The sequence below is a fragment of the Mesorhizobium waitakense genome (assembly GCF_056431085.1).
The window spans coordinates 55,261-73,420 of the sequence record NZ_JBWKME010000062.1 but is presented as its reverse complement, the minus strand read 5'-3'; the positions used below and the strand labels follow the sequence as shown (position 1 = coordinate 73,420).

The 18,160-nt window shown below is 62.4% G+C and carries 15 protein-coding genes; 11 read left to right on the top strand and 4 right to left on the bottom strand.

Annotation, left to right across the window (positions count from 1 at the left end; all coding sequences use genetic code 11):
* The first annotated feature begins 168 nt into the window (after positions 1 to 168).
* The 10 genes from AC07FD_RS14795 (at position 169) to AC07FD_RS14750 (ending at position 12,888) form a co-directional block, all read left to right on the top strand.
* Positions 169 to 2,223, top strand: coding sequence for a GumC family protein (locus AC07FD_RS14795; protein ID WP_478350418.1), 2,055 nt, complete (start codon positions 169 to 171; stop codon positions 2,221 to 2,223).
* A gap of 1 nt (position 2,224) precedes the next feature.
* Positions 2,225 to 3,571 (top strand): VpsF family polysaccharide biosynthesis protein, encoded by a 1,347-nt coding sequence (locus AC07FD_RS14790; protein ID WP_478350417.1) that lies wholly within the window; start codon positions 2,225 to 2,227, stop codon positions 3,569 to 3,571.
* Between the two features lie 413 nt (positions 3,572 to 3,984).
* On the top strand, positions 3,985 to 4,998 hold the full coding sequence (locus AC07FD_RS14785) for an ABC transporter substrate-binding protein (RefSeq protein WP_478350416.1): 1,014 nt from the start codon (positions 3,985 to 3,987) through the stop codon (positions 4,996 to 4,998).
* 44 nt (positions 4,999 to 5,042) lie between these two features.
* Positions 5,043 to 6,050 (top strand): ABC transporter substrate-binding protein, encoded by a 1,008-nt coding sequence (locus AC07FD_RS14780; protein ID WP_478350415.1) that lies wholly within the window; start codon positions 5,043 to 5,045, stop codon positions 6,048 to 6,050.
* 44 nt (positions 6,051 to 6,094) lie between these two features.
* Positions 6,095 to 7,105: an ABC transporter substrate-binding protein gene (locus tag AC07FD_RS14775; protein WP_478350414.1), complete on the top strand. Its 1,011-nt coding sequence runs from the start codon at positions 6,095 to 6,097 to the stop codon at positions 7,103 to 7,105.
* Positions 7,106 to 7,143: 38 nt separating this feature from the next.
* Positions 7,144 to 8,142, top strand: a complete 999-nt coding sequence (locus AC07FD_RS14770) for an ABC transporter substrate-binding protein (RefSeq protein WP_478350413.1) — start codon at positions 7,144 to 7,146, stop codon at positions 8,140 to 8,142.
* Positions 8,139 to 8,744: an SCO family protein gene (locus tag AC07FD_RS14765; RefSeq protein ID WP_478350412.1), complete on the top strand. Its 606-nt coding sequence runs from the start codon at positions 8,139 to 8,141 to the stop codon at positions 8,742 to 8,744. The genes AC07FD_RS14770 and AC07FD_RS14765 overlap by 4 nt, the downstream gene beginning before the upstream one ends.
* A 61-nt stretch (positions 8,745 to 8,805) precedes the next feature.
* The gene (locus tag AC07FD_RS14760) at positions 8,806 to 11,364 is read left to right on the top strand and encodes a GAF domain-containing protein (protein WP_478350411.1); all 2,559 of its coding nucleotides are present in this window, start codon (positions 8,806 to 8,808) and stop codon (positions 11,362 to 11,364) included.
* A 14-nt stretch (positions 11,365 to 11,378) separates the two neighbouring features.
* Positions 11,379 to 11,726 (top strand): response regulator, encoded by a 348-nt coding sequence (locus AC07FD_RS14755; protein ID WP_478350410.1) that lies wholly within the window; start codon positions 11,379 to 11,381, stop codon positions 11,724 to 11,726.
* Entirely contained in the window at positions 11,659 to 12,888 is a 1,230-nt protein-coding gene (locus AC07FD_RS14750; RefSeq protein WP_478350464.1) for an adenylate/guanylate cyclase domain-containing protein, read from the top strand. The genes AC07FD_RS14755 and AC07FD_RS14750 overlap by 68 nt, the downstream gene beginning before the upstream one ends.
* 311 nt (positions 12,889 to 13,199) lie before the next feature.
* On the opposite strand, the gene gloA2 is transcribed toward AC07FD_RS14750, so the two are convergent.
* The 4 genes from gloA2 to AC07FD_RS14730 form a co-directional block, all read right to left on the bottom strand.
* Positions 13,200 to 13,583 (bottom strand): SMU1112c/YaeR family gloxylase I-like metalloprotein, encoded by a 384-nt coding sequence (gene gloA2 / locus AC07FD_RS14745; RefSeq protein WP_478350409.1) that lies wholly within the window; start codon positions 13,581 to 13,583, stop codon positions 13,200 to 13,202.
* A gap of 168 nt (positions 13,584 to 13,751) precedes the next feature.
* Positions 13,752 to 13,985 (bottom strand): hypothetical protein, encoded by a 234-nt coding sequence (locus AC07FD_RS14740; protein ID WP_478350408.1) that lies wholly within the window; start codon positions 13,983 to 13,985, stop codon positions 13,752 to 13,754.
* 265 nt (positions 13,986 to 14,250) lie between these two features.
* A complete protein-coding gene (locus AC07FD_RS14735) occupies positions 14,251 to 15,507 on the bottom strand; it encodes a glycoside hydrolase family 5 protein (RefSeq protein WP_478350407.1) in 1,257 nt (418 codons plus the stop codon).
* Complete coding sequence (locus AC07FD_RS14730) at positions 15,504 to 16,673, bottom strand: DUF1972 domain-containing protein (RefSeq protein WP_478350406.1); 1,170 nt, start codon at positions 16,671 to 16,673, stop codon at positions 15,504 to 15,506. Before AC07FD_RS14730 ends, AC07FD_RS14735 begins: the two co-directional genes overlap by 4 nt.
* Before the next feature lie 315 nt (positions 16,674 to 16,988).
* Between AC07FD_RS14730 and AC07FD_RS14725 the strand changes: the two genes are divergently transcribed.
* On the top strand, positions 16,989 to 18,158 hold the full coding sequence (locus AC07FD_RS14725) for a glycosyltransferase family 4 protein (protein ID WP_478350405.1): 1,170 nt from the start codon (positions 16,989 to 16,991) through the stop codon (positions 18,156 to 18,158).
* Positions 18,159 to 18,160: the final 2 nt, after the last annotated feature.

Below are 18,160 nucleotides of genomic sequence, written 5' to 3'. Positions count from 1 at the left end.
AAAATTCATTCGGGTTCCAAACATAATTAATAATGTTTTAACAATTGGAGTAATAGCTAGGTTCATGCCCGCGATTTGGTCTTGCAGGCAAATGGAGTATTGTAGGAGGCAGCTATGCTATCATCTCTGCCCATGGTGCCTCAGCAATACTTTCCGGAAGCAGGATCGGTGGAACCAGCGGGATCATACGCACCCTCGACCGTCGAGCTTGGCGATCTGAAGCGCATTTTGGTGCGCCGCCGTCTCTGGATCATCGGCACCGCCGTACTGCTGACGCTCGCAACCCTGCTCTACGGCCTCCTCACGCCCGCGCTGTACAGCTCCGTGGCGGAAATCATCATCGATCCGCAAGACCTGCAAGTGGTCACAAACGATATCAATCCGAGCGGACTGGCGCCCGATGGCGGAATCACACAGGTTGAAAGCCAGGTCAGCGTCGTCCAGTCGACGGGCGTGCTGCAGCGAGCGATCGCGGCGACCAAACTGACCGGGGATCCGGAATTCAACGGGCAGGGCATGCTGTCGCGCGCCCTCGGTTCCGGTTCGGCCGCGACCGACAGGACGGTGGCAACGCTCGACGCCCTGCGCCGGCGCCTGGCGGTGAAGCGGGCGGACAAGGTCCTGGTCATCGACGTGATCGTCACCGCCAAGAGCCCCGACAAGGCGGCACTTCTGGCCAACGCCATCGCACAAGCCTATCTGGCCGACCAGGCGAGCGCGCGCGCGCAAGCCGCCACCGATGCGTCGAAGGCGATCACCGCGCGACTGGACGAACAGCGCAAGCGCGTTCAGCAGGCCGAGAATGCCGTCGAGGCCTACAAGTCCGCCAACAACATGGTGATGGCTGCTGGCAATCTGGTCAGCGACCAGGAACTGACCGAGCTCAACACGCAGCTTTCGGCGGCGCAAAGCCGCACCGCGACGCTGAAGGCGCAGGTCGACCAGATGCGCAAGCAGAGCGGCACGCCCGATGCAACGTCGGAAGCGATGCGCTCGTCGGTGATTTCGAGCCTGCGATCACAGGAAGCAACACTTGTCGACCAGGTCTCGCAGCTTGGCACGGAACTGGGGCCGCGCCATCCGTCGATGATTGCCGCGCTGCAGCAACTGCGCGACACGCGGCAGCTGATCGTGCGCGAACTCGGCCGGATCCAGACGGCCACCGAGACCGATTACGAGCGGGCGCTTGCCAACCAGCTGGCGCTGGAAACGAAAGTCGCCAGCCTCAAGAACAAATCGCTCGACACCGACCAGGCATCGGTGCGGCTGCGCGAATTGCAGCGCGATCTCGAGGCGGTGCGTTCCGTCTACGCAACTTACCTGCAGCGGGCACAGGAAACGCGCGAACAGATCAACGTCGACAGCACCAACGCGCGCGTCATTTCGGACGCCATGCCCGCCCAGAAAAAGAGCTGGCCGCCACTGGGGCTGCTTTTGTTCGGCGCCGTGTTTGGCGGATTGGGGCTGGGCACCGGCCTGGCGCTGATTGCGGAATACTCCTCGCCGACGGTGCTTTCCAGCGCCCAGATGCAATTCACGATCGATGCCCCCGTGCTTGGCATCCTGCCGGCGGGAGCGAAGGCGGGACGGCGCTGGTGGCCTTTCGGCACCAGCCCGGCCGTCGCGACCAGCCAGAAGACGGACGCCGTCGTCGGCCTCGCGCTCCGGCGCATGTTCAGTTCGGGCCGGCGTCCGCCGGATTGGCCGCTGGTGCCGTCGATCCTGGTGACGTCGCCGCCGGAAGACGGCCAGCAGCGCAACAGGATCGCACGGCTGCTCGCCAACGCCGCGGCGGCCAGGGGCAGCCGGGTCCTGTTCGTCGATACCAACACCAGCCACGGCCAGAAGGACCCGCAGCCCGGCATACTCGATGTGCTGCGCGGCGAATATGCGTTTGAAGCCGTCAGCCGGTACGCCCCGGGCAGCAACGTCGCCCTTCTGGGCAGGGGCCGGCCGAAGGCGATCTTCCAGGAAGCACACGGCGTCTACTTCGCGCAGCATATGCTGGCCCAGGCGAGCCGGAGTTTCGAACTCGTTGTCGTTGATGGCGGTGCGCTGGCCGAGAATCTGAATGCCTCGCCGCTTGTCGCCATGGTTGACGAGATCGTGGTCGTCGCCAGGCTGAACGCCACGCCGATGCGCGATGTGACGGCGACGATGCAGGCGATTTCCGTCATGGGGCGGGTGCCGACGGGCGCGTTGCTGGTCGACGAGGCGGCCTGATATGGCTTCAGGCTGGAGCGGAACAGCCTCGAATTTCGGCGCTGCCGCGCCCCGCGCCGGCACCTCCGTCGATGCGGTGACCCAGTTTGGACTGATCGCGGCGGTGCTGGTGCTGTTCGCCGTCTCGGGCGGCATGCTCTGGCTGCTGGGCTACAATTACGACGGCCTGTCAGGTAGTGCGGCGACCAAGATACATCCCTCCACCTATCTCATCGTTCTGCTGTTTGCCTGGCGTTCGTGCACGTTCGGCAATCCGGTCGGCTATTGCGTCCACGTCGCCGACAGGCGGCCCGCCACGGCACTGATGAGCGTCATCGCGGTCGTGCTCCTGGTCGTCGTCATCGTCAGGCAACGTCCGGGCATGGCCGGCATGATCGACACGTTCGTGGCTTCCGGGCTGCTGGTGCTCATGCTCGGCGAGGATGACGAATGGACATTCGCCCGGCTGCCTACCGTCATTCATGCGGTCATGACGGTCAATGGGCTGCTCGCCCTTGTCGAATTCGCCACCAAGACACTGGTGTTTCCCTATCGTTTCGATGGCGAGGTGTTTGCCACCGATCCGCGCTCGAGCGCGCTGCAGGGGCATCCGCTTGTCAATGCCACGGTGACGTCGGTCTACGTGCTTGCTCTTTTGAGCGGCTCAAGATCGCTGCCGGCTCCGCTGCGGTTGGCGATGATCGGCCTGCAGTGCGCGGCGCTCGTTGCATTCGGCGGCCGGTCGGCGATGGTGGTGACCATCCTGCTGGGCGGCAGCTATGTGCTTTTCCACGGCTTCCGCAAATTGCGCACGGGTCGCGTCAACCTGCTCGGCGCCGCCTTGGCGATGATGCTGGCCGCGCTGCTGCCGGTTGCCATCGCCGTATTGGCCTCGCAGGGCTTTTTCGATGCGCTGCTTGGCCGCTTCGTGTCGGATGGCGGCAGTGCCAATGCCCGCGTCGAGATGTTCGAGATCTTCAACTATCTGGAACTGCGCGATGTGATTGTCGGGCCGAGCGTCGATCTCGTCGAGAGCCTGCGCCGGATCAACGGCCTCGAATGGGGTATCGAGAACCCATTCGTCCGCATGACGGTCTACCAGGGCGCCTTCTTCACCCTTTTGATGATGTCCAGCTTCGGGCTGTTCATGCATGAAGTGGCGCGCCGCTGCCATCCTGGCGTCTGGCTGCCGGTGGTGGGCTGGCTCATTCTTCTCAACACCTCGGAAAGCATCTCCTCCAAGACCACGCTGCTCACCAAGGTCGCGGTGCTGTGCCTTGCCCTTTATCGGCCGGCGCGGCCGGTGATCAGGCCGGTCGGCGGGGTTCGTCCTCTCGCGGAAACGCAGAACCGCTCCACATCTTTTTGATGCAATTGCGGTCGGAAGGCCGTTTCACAAAGCTCATCAAATGGCTGCCGCCAATGGCCGAGAAGGGGCCGTCAGGGGAATGGCGGCTTTTGGCGTCCGAAGAACGATAGCGGACGTTCAGCGGGTGGGGTCCGGCCGCGGGTAAACTCGAAGTGGCCATTCGCAACCACGCAAACGATCTCGGCGAAGTAAGTTTTGCGCTCGCAGCCAACACAAATTGGGCGTATCGTGGCATATCGTCGGTTGCTAATAAATGCGCCGGCGACTGAGAGCGCAAGACTCCCGCAGCAGACTGGGCGCGCTAGAATCCACAACCACTCGTCGCGCCCGCGAGACCATCTGCCTATGCCGAAACCTCTTTTGCTCGGTTCCGGCCAGAATTGTCGTTTGCGATTCGGAAGAGGAGCGTTCGGATGCAGATCATGCAAACCCGCCGCCGATTCCTGGCCGGCGCTGCAATGGCAGGCGCTGCCGGTATCGTCGGTGTTCCAAAGTCACTGCACGCGGAACCGCCGCTGGAAACGACCACGGTTCGTCTGCCGCGGCGGGTTGGTGGTTCCTACTGCTGGGCAGGCGCTTACATCGCCGGGGAACTGATGCGTGCAGATGGCTTCACAGACGTTCGGTACGTAGAAGGCGATAGGAGCGTCGACCAATCGGAGTGGATCGCACGCGGTGAGACGGATTTCTCGGTCAACTTTCCGCCGAACCAAATCGCGTCGATCGATGCCGGCGTGCCGATCAAGGTGCTAACCGGGTTGCACTCGGGATGCCTCGAACTGATCGCCAACGAGAGCGTCCGCAGCGTCACGGATCTGCGGGGCAAGAGAGTGGGCGTTGATGGTTTCAACAACTCGCGACACGTGTGGCTGTCCCTTATGGCCGCCTATGTCGGGCTCGATCCCGTCAACGATATCCAGTGGGTCTTGACTGAGGACGTCAAGCCCACGGAACTCTTCGTCCAAGGGAAAATCGACGCATTCCTCGGGACGCCGCCCCAGCCGCAGGAGCTGCGCGCCAAGAAGATCGGCCACACGATCCTCAACAATGCGGTCGACCGTCCATGGTCGCAGTATTTCTGCTGCATGATCTCCGCGACCACGGACTACGTGAACAGGTACCCGGTGGCGACCAAGCGGGTCTTGCGATCCATCCTCAAGGCGGCCGACCTCTGCGTGTCGAACCCGGAAAGGGTGGCCCGGCAGATGGTCGATCGCGATTTCGTCCCATCGTATGACGACGCGCTCCAGACGCTGAAGGATATCCGTTACGACCGCTGGCGGGAATTCGATCCTGAAGACTCGTTGCGGTTCTACACGCTGCGCATGCAGGAGACGGGCATGATCAAATCGAGCCCGCAACAGATTATCGCCGACGGCACGGACTGGCGCTTCATAAACGAGCTTAAGCGCGAGTTGAAGATGTGAGTAGCTAGCCGGCACGCTGGGCCTTTTCATGGGAGGAGAAAAGCATGCAGATAATCCAAAGCCGTCGCCGCTTCCTGGAAGGTGCTGCGGCAACCGGCGTCGCCGGCCTTATGGGCGGGGCGACAGATGCGTGGGCAGAGGCACCTCCTGAAACGACGTCCGTTCGCTTGCCGCGATGGATTGATGGCGCCTACTGCTGGGCGGGAATGTACCTGGCCGGAGAGCTGCTCAAAGCGGAGGGCTTCACCGACGTCCAGTACGTGCAGGGCGACGAGAAAGTCGACCAGGCGGTGTGGATTGCACGCGGCGACACGGATTTCAGCATGAACTACGCGCCAGTCCATGTCGCATCGATCGACGCGGGCGTACCAATCAAGGTGCTTGGCGGTCTGCACTCCGGGTGCCTCGAGTTGATCGCCAACGACAGCGTCGAAGGCATCTCGGACCTCAAGGGCAAGCGGGTGGGCATGCACGACATCGACGCGCCGTCGCGCGTGCTGGTCGCCCTGATGGCCTCCTATATCGGACTGGATCCAGTCAACGACTTCGAATGGGTCCAGGAAAGTAAGCCGGTAGAAGCCTTCGCCAATGGACAGTTCGATGCATATCTCTTCACGCCGCCGGAAACGCAGCAACTGCGCGCCAAGAGAATCGGCCACACGATCCTCAATACGGCGGTCGACCGCCCCTGGTCGCAGCACTTCTGCTGCATGACCTCGGCCGCTGCGGATTATGTGAACAAGTACCCGGTGGCGACCAAGCGCGTGCTCAGGGCCATCGTTAAGGGTGCCGACCTTTGCGCGTCGGATCCCGCATGGAGTGCCGGGCAGATGGTCGAGCGAGGTTTCGTGCACAGCTACGAATACGCGCTGCAAACGCTGAGCGACACGCGGTACGACGTCTGGCGGGATTACGAAGCCGAAGCCTCGATGCGCTTCTACGCCCTGCGCATGCAGGAGACTGGCATGATCAAGTCGAGCCCGCAAAAGATCATCGCCGACGGAACGGATTGGCGGTTCCTTGACGAGTTGAAGCGCGAACTGAAGACGTGAGCGGATAGCAGGCACGCTGCGCCCGTCATGGGGAGGAGAGACCCATGCAGATCATCCAGAGCCGCCGCAGTTTTATGTTCGCTGCTGCAGCAGCCGGCGCCACCGGCCTGCTGGGCACCGCGACCGATGCCTGGGCCGGGCCGCCACCCGAGACGACGACGGTGCGCCTGCCACGGTGGATCAATGGCGCCTATTGCTGGGCGGGCCTGTATCTTGCCGGCGAGCTGCTGCGCGCGGACGGCTTCACTGACGTCCAATACGTACAAGGTGACCCCAAGCTCGACCAGTGGGCGTGGATCGCAAATGGCGAGACGGATTTCAGCGTGAACTACGTGCCGGTCCATCTCACATCGATCGACACTGGGGTGCCCATCAAAGTGCTTGCCGGGCTGCATGCCGGATGCATGGAGCTGATCGCCAACGACAGCGTCAGGGACATCACCGATCTGCGCGGTAAGCGGGTCGGCACGTTTACTCTCGATTCCCTGAGCTACACGATGGTCGCCCTGATGGCCGCCTATGTTGGGCTGGATCCCGCCAAAGACATCGAATGGGTCACCTGGAAAGGCAAGGCAACGGAAGGCTTCGTCGCTGGAGAGTTCGACGCATTCCTGTTCACGCCACCCGCACCGCAGCAACTGCGCGCCAAGAAAATCGGCCATACGATCGTCAATACGACTGTCGACCGCCCCTGGTCTCAGCATTTCTGCTGCATGATCTCGGCCAGAGCGGAGTACGTGGACAAATATCCGGTGGCCACAAAGCGCGTCCTCAGGGCCATCCTCAAGGGCGCTGACTTCTGCGCGTCCGATCCGTCATGGAGTGCCGGGCAACTGGTCGATCGAGGTTTCGTCCCGAGCTACGACTACGCGCTGCAAACGCTGAGCGACACGCGGTACGACGTCTGGCGAGAGTACAATGCCGAGGCTTCGATGCGCTTCTACGCGCTGCGTATGCACGAAACAGGCATGATCAAGTCGAGCCCGCAGGAGATCATCGCCAAAGGGACGGATTTGCACTTCTTCGAAGAGATCAAGCGCGAACTGAAGACGTGAGAGGCGCAGCGCGAAGGACCGCTGAAGAGGAGAACGTCATGCACATCATCCAGAATCGCCGCCGCTTCATGGCCGGCCTCGCGGCGGGTGCCGCGGGATTAGCCGCAGCCCCGAGGCTGGCGCTCGCCGAGCCGGCGCCAGAGATGACGAAAGTCCGGTTGCCGGTGTTCGCCAAGGTCTCGGACTGCCAATCGCCGATGTATGCGGCCACCGAGCTTCTGCATGCCGAAGGCTTGACCGACGTTGAGTTCGTGTCTTCGGGCACCGGCCCGGATTCGTCAGACTGGATCGGCCACGACGAGATCGACTTCGACTGGAACTACCCGCTCGCGCATGTGCTTAACATCGCAAAAGGCGCGCCGATAAAAGTCTTGACCGGGTTGCATGTCGGCTGTCTTGAGCTGATCGCAAACGATCGGGTCGTTGGCATCCCTGATCTGAAGGGTAAGACGGTCGGAGTGGATGGCACCACCATCCAGTATCTGTTGCTGAATGTGATGTCTTCCTATGTCGGCCTTGATCCGGCAAAGGATTTCGAAACTCTCGTAACCCCCGATGCGGTTCAAAGCCTCGCGGAGGGTAAGATCGACGCGTTCCTCGGCGGACCGCCCACGCCCCAGCAGGCGCGCGAGCGAAAGCTCGGCCATGTACTTGTCAGCACGGCGATCGACAAACCATGGTCGCAGTATTTTTGTTGCATGCTCGCGAGCACCGCAGATTACGCAGAACGTTACCCGATGGCGACCAAACGAGTCATGCGCGCTCTACTCAAGGCCGTGGACCTCTGCATAACCAATCCGGAAGCGGTTGCCAAAAGTGCGGTCGATACAGGCTACGCCAGCGACTACACGCTTCAGGCTATCCGTTCCGACATACGCTACGACAAATGGCGTGAATATGACCCCGAGGACTCCCTGCGTTTCTATGCGCTGCGTATGCAGGAGACAAATGCGGTCACGATGAGGCCACAGGAGGTCCTGGACCGCGGCACCGACTGGCGTTTCCTTAAAGAGCTCAAGCGCGAGATGAAGACGTGAGTCGCTGGCCGACGCGCGCGTTGCTGCTCCTCGCCCTCGTCGCTGCGCCTGCGCACACCTCTGCGCACCAAGCGTCAGCGCACGCCGGGGACAACGAGCGCCTGCCGATGATGGGCGCTGCACCGGATTTCACGCTGATATCGCAGGACCACAAGCCGGTGTCGCTGCGCGACTTCCGCGGCAAGGTGGTCGCCATTGCATTCATCTATACGTACTGTACCGACGTCTGCCCGATGCTGACCGCCCATATGGCCAGTGTGCAGGAAAAGTTGGGTAGTGCGTTCGGCCCCAAAATCGCCTTCGTTTCGATCACCGTCGACCCGGAGCGCGATACACCCGATGTCTTGAAGGAATATGCGCAGAATTTTGGCGCCGATCTGAAGGGCTGGTCGTTTCTTACCGGCGATCCGGCTGTCGTTCACGATGTTGGACGGAAATACGGGGTCATAGCGAAGAAGGCGGCGAACGGAGATGTCGACCATACCTTGTTGACGTCGCTCGTAGACCCCGATGGCATCTTGCGAGTACAGTATCTTGGCGTCCGGTTCGACCTGGAGGAGTTCCGGGGTGATCTTCTCAGCCTCTTGGACCAATCCAAATAGCATAACGAACCGGCTCGTTGGCTGGGTTGCCCGGCTGCCGGCGCGTGTCCAGACCAAGCTCTTGATCGCTTTCCTGTCGATTGTCGGCCTGTTGATCGTGCTCGGGGCCGTCGGGTTGCAGGTGCTGAGTGGGGTCAATGATCAAACAAATGAGCTGATCAAACTGCAGCGCCGGATCGCAGCCTATCGCCAAGTCCAGCACGACACCACGAACCAGCTCTACAGCATCTCGACCGCGCTTCTGCTTCAGGACGAGCGGATGCTCGATGCAGCGCTGCGCCAGCTCAACCAGTTTGGCTACGACCTTGACCGCATGGAGTTCGTCGCAGAAACCGAGGCGGAGGTGCTGGGACAGGTTCGGCAGGAGTACGAACGGCTAGCTGCCGGTGTGACGCACGTCGTGGAGTTATTCCGCGCCGGTCGCACGGAGCAGGCGCGCAAGATCCAGCTGGATGAGATCATTCCGTCGGCCGACCGCCTCGAGCGGTTGACGAACCAGTTGGTCAACATCGCAGAAGCCGACATGGTCGCTGCAATCGAAACGAGCGAGGGGGCGTACGGGACCTCTCGACTGATCGTTGTCTCCTTTGCAGTCGGCAGCATTCTGCTTGCGCTCGGACTTGGCTACATCATCTCCTGGTCGTTGATTGAGCCGGTCAAGAAGATCGAGATGCGCCTACGCCAGATCGCAGACGGCGACTTCGCGCAACGGGTCGCCGTCGCCAACCGGGACGAGCTGGGAGCGCTTGCGGACAACGTCAACCAAACATCCGAGCAGCTGGGGCGCCTGTATCGGGAGATTGAGACGCGCACCCAGCAGCTCGACGAAGCACTTCAGCAGCAGACAGCCACTGCGGACGTGCTGAAGGTCATCAGCCGCTCTACCTTCGATCTGCAGGTCGTCCTCGATACGTTGGTGGAATCGGCAGCCAGGCTCTGCCGTGCCGACAAGGGTGGTATCGTGCAGTTGCTGGATGGCGTGTTCCGCTATGTGTCGACGCATGGCTACCCGCCCAGTTTCCGTGCTTATGTCGACGCCAATCCACTTCCAGCGCTTGCCTCAGGCCGAGGCTCCGCCGTCGGGCGCGTAATCGAAGAACGGCGGATCGTGCAAATCGAAGACGTGACCGCTGATCCGGACTACCGCGTTGCCTTGATCGCTGAGGCAGGCGGATTCCGCACCGTCCTTGCTGCCCCGCTGTTGCGGGAAGGTGATCTCGTTGGCGTATTCGTCTTAACGAGGGTTGAGCCGCAACCTTTCAATCCCAAGGAGATCGCGCTCGTCGAGACATTCGCCGACCAGGCGGTGATCGCCATCGAGAATGCGCGGCTCTTCGAGGCGGTGCAGTCACGAACGCGCGAGCTTGCCGCGTCTGTTGGTGAGCTCGAGGCGCTTGGTGAGGTTAGCAAGGCGGTCAATTCGACGCTGGATCTCGACACGGTGCTGAAAACGATCGTGGCCAAAGCGGTCCAGTTGTCGGAGACGGATGCTGGCACCATCTACGTGTTCAGCAGCACGCGGCAGCAATTCCGTCCGCGCGCAAACTTCGGTATGAGCGATGAGCTTATAGCCGCAGTCTCCCACCAGACGATCGGGCTGGCCGACATGGGGATCGGCGACGCACCCGGGCGATGCATGCCGGTGCAGTTTCCCGACCTCAGCGAGGAGACCTCATCCTTCCTTGTAAGAAAGACGATCGTCGAAGCCGGATATCGCGGTATCCTGATCGTTCCGCTGCTGAGGCCCAACAAGATCGTCGGTGCACTGGTCGTCAGGCGCCACAAGCCAGGTGCCTTCCATGAGCAAGTTGTTCACCTGCTGGAGACCTTCGCAGCCCAATCGGTGCTCGCGATCCAGAATGCCAAGCTGTTCCGCGAAATAGAGGAGAAAGGCCGGGAACTGGAGGCCGCCAGCCGCCACAAGTCCCAGTTCCTGGCGAATATGAGCCACGAGCTCAGGACGCCGCTCAATTCGGTTCTGGGCTTCACCGAACTGTTGGTCGACGGAATCTACGGCGAGCTTCCAGAGAAGGCAAAGACGACCGTGGCGCGCGTGCAGGCAAACGGCCGTCACCTCCTCGGGCTCATCAACGACGTACTCGACCTTTCAAAGATCGAAGCGGGCCAGCTCACTCTGACCCTCGAGAACTATTCCGTCGGGCAAGTGGTGCGATCCACCGTCGCGGCCATAGAGCCACTGGCACGAGCAAAAGGTCTCAATCTCGCTGCAACTGTCGGAGAAAACCTTCCAATTGGCCGCGGAGACGAGCGCCGCCTGACCCAGGTCCTTCTCAATCTCGCAGGTAATGCGGTCAAGTTCACCGAGACGGGTACGGTCGACATTCTAGCCGGTGCGGCTGACGGACACTTCGAGATCACGGTGCGAGATACAGGTGTCGGCATTGCGGCCAAGGACCAGGCTCTCATCTTCGAGGAATTCCAGCAGGTCGACAGCAGCAGCACCAGGCAGAAGGGTGGCACAGGTCTTGGCCTGGCGATCTCGAAGCGCATCATCGAAATGCATGGCGGAACCATAGATGTCGAGTCCGTGATCGGATCAGGGTCGACATTCCGTCTGAAGGTACCAATCCGGGTGAACGAGGACGTGAGGGCCGCATGAGCAAACGAATCCTGATGGTGGAAGACACCGAGGACAACCGCCAGATCATCCGGGATCTCATTGCCACCACCGAATACGAACTGATAGAGGCGGCGGACGGCGCCGCCGGCATCGCAGCAGCCGGAGCGCACAGGCCGGACCTGATCCTTATGGACATTCAGCTCCCTGTGATCGACGGGTATGAGGCGGCCCGCCGCATCAAGGCCGACCCGGCGCTCCGGCACATTCCGATCATCGCGGTCACCTCCTACGCGCTGTCGGGCGACGAGGCTAAAGCCCTTGCTGCAGGGTGCGATGGTTACATTGCCAAGCCATTCAGTCCGCGCCAGTTGCTCGCCGAGATTCGCCAGTTCCTTTCCTGAGGGAGGCAGCGCCTTGCACGATCCGCCTCGCATTCTCGCGGTCGATGATACCCCGGAAAACCTTGAGATCCTGCGCATGCGCCTCGAGGCGAACGGCTACGAAGTTGTAATCGCCGCCGATGGTGAAGAGGGGCTTGCGAAAGCCCGCGAACTCACGCCGGATCTGATCCTGCTCGACATCATGATGCCGAAGCTCGACGGCATCAGTGTGGTACGCATGCTCAAGCAGGACACCTCTCTGCAGGCGATTCCGGTCATCCTCGTCACCGCGAAGGCCGACACGCGCGACGTGGTCGAGGGGCTGGACGCCGGCGGCGACGACTATTTGACAAAGCCCTTCGAGCACCAGGCGCTGTTGGCGCGGGTGCGCTCGATGCTGCGCCAGAAGGCACTTCACGACACTGTCGCGAGCCAAGCCAAATGCCTTGAGGACCAAGCCGCGCAACTTTCCGACTGGAACCGCTCGCTCGAGCAAACCGTGGCCGACCAGGTGACGGAGCTCGAGCGAATGGCGCGGCTCAGGCGGTTCCTGCCCGAACAGGTCGCCGACCTCATCGTTGCGGCGGGCAACGGAGACGCGCTCTTGCAGAGCCACCGTCGCGAGGTGACCGTTGTCTTTTGCGATTTGCGCGGCTTTACGGCCTTCGCGGAGACCGCCGAACCCGAAGAAGTCATGACGGTTCTTGCCGAGTATCACTCCTGTCTTGGTGAACAAATCGTCCGCCACGAGGGAACTCTCGAGCGGTTCGTGGGCGACGGTATCGTCGTGGTTTTCAACGATCCACTGCTATGCGCCGACCACAGCGAGAGAGCCGTCTCGATGGCTGCTGCGATGCGCGACGCGATTGACGAGCATTCAGAGCGATGGCGCAAGCGGGACTATTTGCTGGGCTTCGGGATCGGCATTGCCAGGGGCCACGCAACCATAGGGCGCATCGGTTTTGATCAGCGCTCGGACTATGCCGTCATTGGCACTGTGTCGAACCATGCTGCCCGATTATGCGAGGAGGCCAAATCCCGCCAGATTCTCGTCAGCCAACGCGTCGTCGGCGCTGTCGAGTCGCTGGCCGAATCCGTTCTTGTTGGCGATCTGACGCTGAAGGGTTTTCGCCGCCCGATGCCTGCCTATGAGATCGTGCGGTGGATCGGTCGGCCAAGTTAGCGTGCACTCTTTCGCACAAAGCAGCCAAGCCATCGACCGATCTCGAAATCGCCGCAAACGGGAAGAAAGCGGTCGTTCCGCGATTGACAACCCAATCGCAGCGTATGGCGCAAACGAGCCTTCTCGTCTGTTCACTCAAATGTCTCCTTTTGGGATGCGGCGATGGCCTGCTCAACGGCCGACATGAGGCGCAAACCGGTCGGCCTCCTGGCCCGCAGGAAGGAGCCCGGTGACGCACCCGAGTTGGCGGATCATATCTGCCGACTGCCGTTCCCACCTCCGATGACGTGGTCACGAAAGCGAACCGTTGCTTATGGGGTTTCGTAGAGTTCCAGCGGCAATCCATCCGGGTCGCTGAAAAAGGTAAACCGTTGGTCTGTATATGGGTCGATCCGGATTGGCTCGACGGGAACGCCGGCGGCTTCCAGGCGCATAATTACGGGATCAAGATTCGCCACGGCAAATGCCAGATGTCTCAGGCCTGTCGCCTCTGGATGGGACGGCCGCATCACTGGTGTAGGGAAGGAGAACAATTCCAGCTGGACGGATCCGATCCGCAGATCGGCCTTCCATGACTGCCGCTCCTCCCGGTAGACCTCCCGGATCAGATCGAGGCCGAGGAGTTCGACGTAGAACCGTCGCGACCGAGCGTAGTCGGTGCAGATCAGCGCGACGTGGTGAATGGCGTTCAGCATGCCACGAACTCTAGCCAAGCTGGGATTTGAGGCCAAGGTCGCCATCGGGTGCGCGGCATTTTGTTGATGTCGCCGTTCGCCAGGGTCGCTTCGTCCATACGGATTTTCATCAGCGCCCAATCGGCGGCATGATGTTGCCGCCGACGCGCTTGAGACCCGCGCGCGGCTCTACTGGTCCGAAAACTTCACGCTCACGCCGCGCTGGCGAAAATAAGCCTGCATCAACTTGCGGCCCGAGCGGTTGTTCTGCGCCAATTTGGTCGGATCGAACGCCGCCTGTTTTACCCCTTCTCGTGTCAGCGCCGCCTTGAGCGTCGCGATATGTGCGTCGATGTCGGCATTGTCCGCCCGGAGCGAGACATAGATACTTTCGGTCGCCTGGGCCACGGTTGGTTCGTTCACGGGTGTCGTCCTTTGGTTGGTTGAGCGGCGGCTACCACAGTTTCGCGGCTCTGGCGATACCGATGAGACTGAAGTCGTCTCTACTGGCATAGCAGGATCCTGGCGCTTCCCGACCACCCCCAAGATGGTCGCTGGAGATGTCTGCTTTCGGGCAACCGCAAAATTGGACTCTACGTCCAAGTTGCGGCGCAAAGTTGCCGTTCGCGCCATGGAAGACGTAAGTCGGCTTGGCGTCGAACTCGTTCGGAGTGATTGGGTTTTGACCCTAGTCCGCCGGCATGGTCAGGCCAAGTGCCGCTGTGATATCCGGGTCGAGCGCCCGCGTGGTGTCGTCCATCATCCCCATGCCGTCGAAGAGATTCCAGAATGCCCAGCCAAAGCCGAGATCCTCGGCGCCCTGGCGCACATCGGCGATGTAGCGTGCCCGATCGGGACTGGGCGCCGCCACATAGCGAGCGTCGGTGCGCAGCGCGCCGAATTCGCCCATGATGATGCGCTCCGGCGCAAGGCCGTGACTGTCACCCCAGGTGCGAACCTGGCGGAGATATTTGTCGACAAAGCGCCGGTCGGGCTGGGCGTCGAAATAGACCTTCAGCACGCGCTCGGTTTCCGCATACGCGGCTTCCTTGGCCTCATCCGTCGTTTCGGCATCCTGCGCCATGCGCGCCCTGACCGACGCCAGCGTCGCTTCCAACGAGCCGGCGGACGCCGGCCACGGCACGTTGTTGAGCGAACGGTAGACGGGCTCGCGCATCCACGGCGCACCCTGATGGCTGAACAGATAGGGCTCATAGAAGTGGAAGGTGAACAGGATCGGCTCGAACGGCGACAGCGGCACCGGATCGAGCGCGGTCAGCCCGCCGACCATCGAGCCGCAGCCTCCGGTGACCACCAGGGGCAAAGTTGCAGCCGATGCCCTTGCCGCGGTCAGAAGCGCGAGCTGGACCTGCGACCAGACGTCCGAAGCGCAGGCCTGCGGCGGCTCGTTGACGGCTTCGAGCGCCACCTTGCCGGGCTGGAAGCGCTCCAGCCTGCCGGCGAGTTCGCCGACCAGCCCGCGATAGAGATCGAAGGCGGGCGCAGTGACGCTGGCGACCATGCGGTCAGGATTCCAATAGTGGGTGGCGCCATTGGCCTGCACGTTGACGATGATGCCGAGACCCGCATCGAGGGTGGCGCTGACTGCCGCGTCCAGCATGTCCAGCAACAGGGCGCGCGTGGTGGCGTCGGCCGCCAGGAACGGGCCGGGATCGACCGGCAGGCGGATGAAATCGAGCCCCGTGTCGCGCAACCGGCGCAGGTCGTGCGCGGTCGGAATCGGCCGCTGCGGCTGGAAGGGCGGCCAGCCGTAGTCAGTGCGCGGCGCCGGGAATTCACGTGTCAGCGAGAACCAGGGCCAGGCATTGACGCCGCGCCTGAAGGGAGGCTCGGCGGCGCGGGCGAATTGCGCGATCGGGAGAGAGCCAAGTGCCGCGGTCGACAGCGCCGTCCGCAGCACCCGCCGGCGCGACCAGCCTGTCATGCAGTGCCGGGCGATGCGCGATTGGCCGCGACGGCGTCGTCGGCGGTGACACCGAGAAGCCGATAGGCTTCACGCTCATAGGCAGCCAGGACATCCTCCCAGCGGAAGGCTTCGCGGGCGCGGGCCCTTGCCGCGATGCCGCAATTCCTGACCAGGGCGTCATCGTCCTGCGCCTGTTGCATCCGCTCGGCGCAACTGTCGGTGTCGGTGAAGTAGATCGCGGCGGCACCCGCGGTCCAGCGATTGAACGGATTGTCGTGCGCGATCACCATGTTGCCGGCCGCCAGCGCCTCGACCAGCGACGGGTTGGTGCCGCCGACGGTGTGGCCATGCAGATAGGCTCGTGCGTGATAGCGCAGTGCCTTCACCGTCGCCTGGTCGTAGATGGCGCCCGGCAGAACCACCGATCCGTTCGCCGCCTTGCGGACGGCGACATGATAGGGGATTTCGTCCGACAGCGTCCCGAGCACCACCAGCTTCATGTCGCGTTTGCGGCTGCAAAAGGCTTCGACGATCGGCAGAATGTTGTTGTCGGGTTCGATCCGCGCGATCGAGATCAGATAGCGCCCCGGCTCCAGGCCCAGGGCCCGGACCGGCGCCTCGGGCGCCGATGTCACCGGATCGGCGCCATAGGCGATGGTGGCGATGGCGCTACGCGGCCGTCGCGTCGCCAGATGGTCTGCGATGGCAGGATGATCGGCGACCAGACGATGCGAGGCCCAGGCGCCGATCCATTCGTTGAGCCAGAACCAGCTGCGCGCCGCCATCCCCCATTTGGGGCGTCGCCACTCGATGCCGTCCATATTGGTGAAGATCTTGCGCCCCTTCAGCCTGAGCCAGGTCAGGAAAACCGCGCCGTTGTAGCCGAGCACCAGGCAGACGCCCGGCCGCCTGGCGGCGTCGCGCACGCATTGCCAATCGAATTCCAAGGTCGCGCGCGGCCCTTTCGAGGCAACCTGGACGTGGATGAGTTCGATGCCGCGCCAGGTTTCGCTGCGCACCCTCTGGTCGATCCGCGCGACCTCCTCCTGGCAATAGACGCCGACCTTCCAGCCGCGCCCGGCAAGAAAAAATGCCAGTCTTTCGGCGAAGGTTTCAAAGCCGCCATGGGCCGCCGGTATGCCGCGCGTCCCCAGGATCAGAATGGCAGGCGTCTCTGGTTTCATGGCCGCTGGCACTTTCAGAACTTTATATATTAGCGATTGCTGCATCATCAAAATCGGATGGGCAACTTCCATGCCATCCGACGATTTCGGCGTTCGGGCGGATGATCATCGCGCGGGGTTGTAAAAAAACTGTATTGAACCCGGTGGTTGTTTCATTATCGGTCAACCCTTCTGTGTGTATCTGTGTCGAAACGAGGCATTGCCAAGGATTGGGCGTCCGGCGGCCGGACGAATCAACCGGGCATGGTTCTTGCGAAAAGGTTCCCGCATTCCAGCGCCTGGTGCGATGGCTGCGGCACCTGGCGGGATACAAAGATGCGGATTGCCTGCGTTCATCAGGGCTATGAACTCTATGGTTCCGATCGCAGCTTCGCGGAGAGCGTTGCTGCGCTGCGCGCCGCGTTTCCGTCCGCCGACATCGAGGTTGTGCTGCCGCGCAGCGGGCCGATCGTGCAGATCCTGGAACACCATGCCAGCCGCATCGTCTTCGAGCCGCTCTGGGTGCTGAGGCGCCAGGCCATCCTGCGGCTGGCGACGGTCGAGATGGCGCGATTGCCGATGGCCGTGCTTCGGGCATGGCGGCGCCTCCGGGATTGCGATCTCACCTACGTCAACACCTCGATCGTCGCCGACTATGCGCTGGCCGCGCGCCTTCTCCCCGACAAGGCCATCCTGCATATCCACGAGATCCCCGAAGGCGTCATGCGCAAGATACTCGTCGGCCTGATGCGCTGGAGCCATGCGGATCTCATCTTCAACTCGCGCGCGACGCGCGCCGCATTCGGCGATCCCAAGGTCTCGCGCACGCATGTCGTCTACAACGGTGTCGCTGGGCCGGCGGCGGCCGAACCAATGACTTATGACGGCAAGCGCCCTTTGCGGGTGCTGCTGCTCGGCCGCGTCAACAGGATCAAGGGCCAGGAGATTCTGCTCCAGGCGATCGCTTCGATGTCACCGGAATTGCGGTCGAGGATCGAGGTGCGGTTGGTCGGCGGCGCCTTCGAAAGCGTAGAGCGCGAACGCGCGTTGGCCGAACTGGTCGAAAGCATGGGCCTGGCCGAACGGGTCAGCGTGTTGCCGGTCGTAACGGACCCCTCGGCGCATTACCGCTGGGCCGATATTGTCACAGTGCCGTCGCGGCGTCCGGAATCGCTAGGGCGCGTCGCCATCGAGGCGATGGCCTATGGCCGTCCGCCGCTGGTGTCTGCCATCGGCGGCCTGGTCGAAGTGGTCAGCGATGGCGAGACCGGCTGGCATGTTCCGCCCGGCGACCCGGCCGCCCTGGCCGACAAATTGCGGGAGATCGTCTTGCGGCCAGATGCCTGGCGTGGGTTCGTCGCCGCCGGACGGTTGCGATACGAGGAGATTTTCAGCGAGCCGGTGGCGGCGACGGCGATCGCGGCGATCGCTACCGACAAGTTGAGGGCGGCGCTGGCGAAGCCTGGCCGGGCGCATGCCGCCCGCGAAGCGGAGACCAGTCCGTGAAG

Bases quoted from the DNA above. Each gene is read 5' to 3' on its own strand.
- AC07FD_RS14790 (WP_478350417.1), top strand. From the start codon at position 2,225: ATGGCTTCAGGCTGGAGCGGAACAGCCTCGAATTTCGGCGCTGCCGCG.
- AC07FD_RS14785 (WP_478350416.1), top strand. From the start codon at position 3,985: ATGCAGATCATGCAAACCCGCCGCCGATTCCTGGCCGGCGCTGCAATG.
- AC07FD_RS14780 (WP_478350415.1), top strand. From the start codon at position 5,043: ATGCAGATAATCCAAAGCCGTCGCCGCTTCCTGGAAGGTGCTGCGGCA.
- AC07FD_RS14775 (WP_478350414.1), top strand. From the start codon at position 6,095: ATGCAGATCATCCAGAGCCGCCGCAGTTTTATGTTCGCTGCTGCAGCA.
- AC07FD_RS14770 (WP_478350413.1), top strand. From the start codon at position 7,144: ATGCACATCATCCAGAATCGCCGCCGCTTCATGGCCGGCCTCGCGGCG.
- AC07FD_RS14755 (WP_478350410.1), top strand. From the start codon at position 11,379: ATGGTGGAAGACACCGAGGACAACCGCCAGATCATCCGGGATCTCATT.
- AC07FD_RS14750 (WP_478350464.1), top strand. From the start codon at position 11,659: ATGGTTACATTGCCAAGCCATTCAGTCCGCGCCAGTTGCTCGCCGAGA.
- gloA2 (WP_478350409.1), bottom strand. From the start codon at position 13,583: ATGCTGAACGCCATTCACCACGTCGCGCTGATCTGCACCGACTACGCT.
- AC07FD_RS14735 (WP_478350407.1), bottom strand. From the start codon at position 15,507: ATGACAGGCTGGTCGCGCCGGCGGGTGCTGCGGACGGCGCTGTCGACC.
- AC07FD_RS14730 (WP_478350406.1), bottom strand. From the start codon at position 16,673: ATGAAACCAGAGACGCCTGCCATTCTGATCCTGGGGACGCGCGGCATA.
- AC07FD_RS14725 (WP_478350405.1), top strand. From the start codon at position 16,989: ATGCGGATTGCCTGCGTTCATCAGGGCTATGAACTCTATGGTTCCGAT.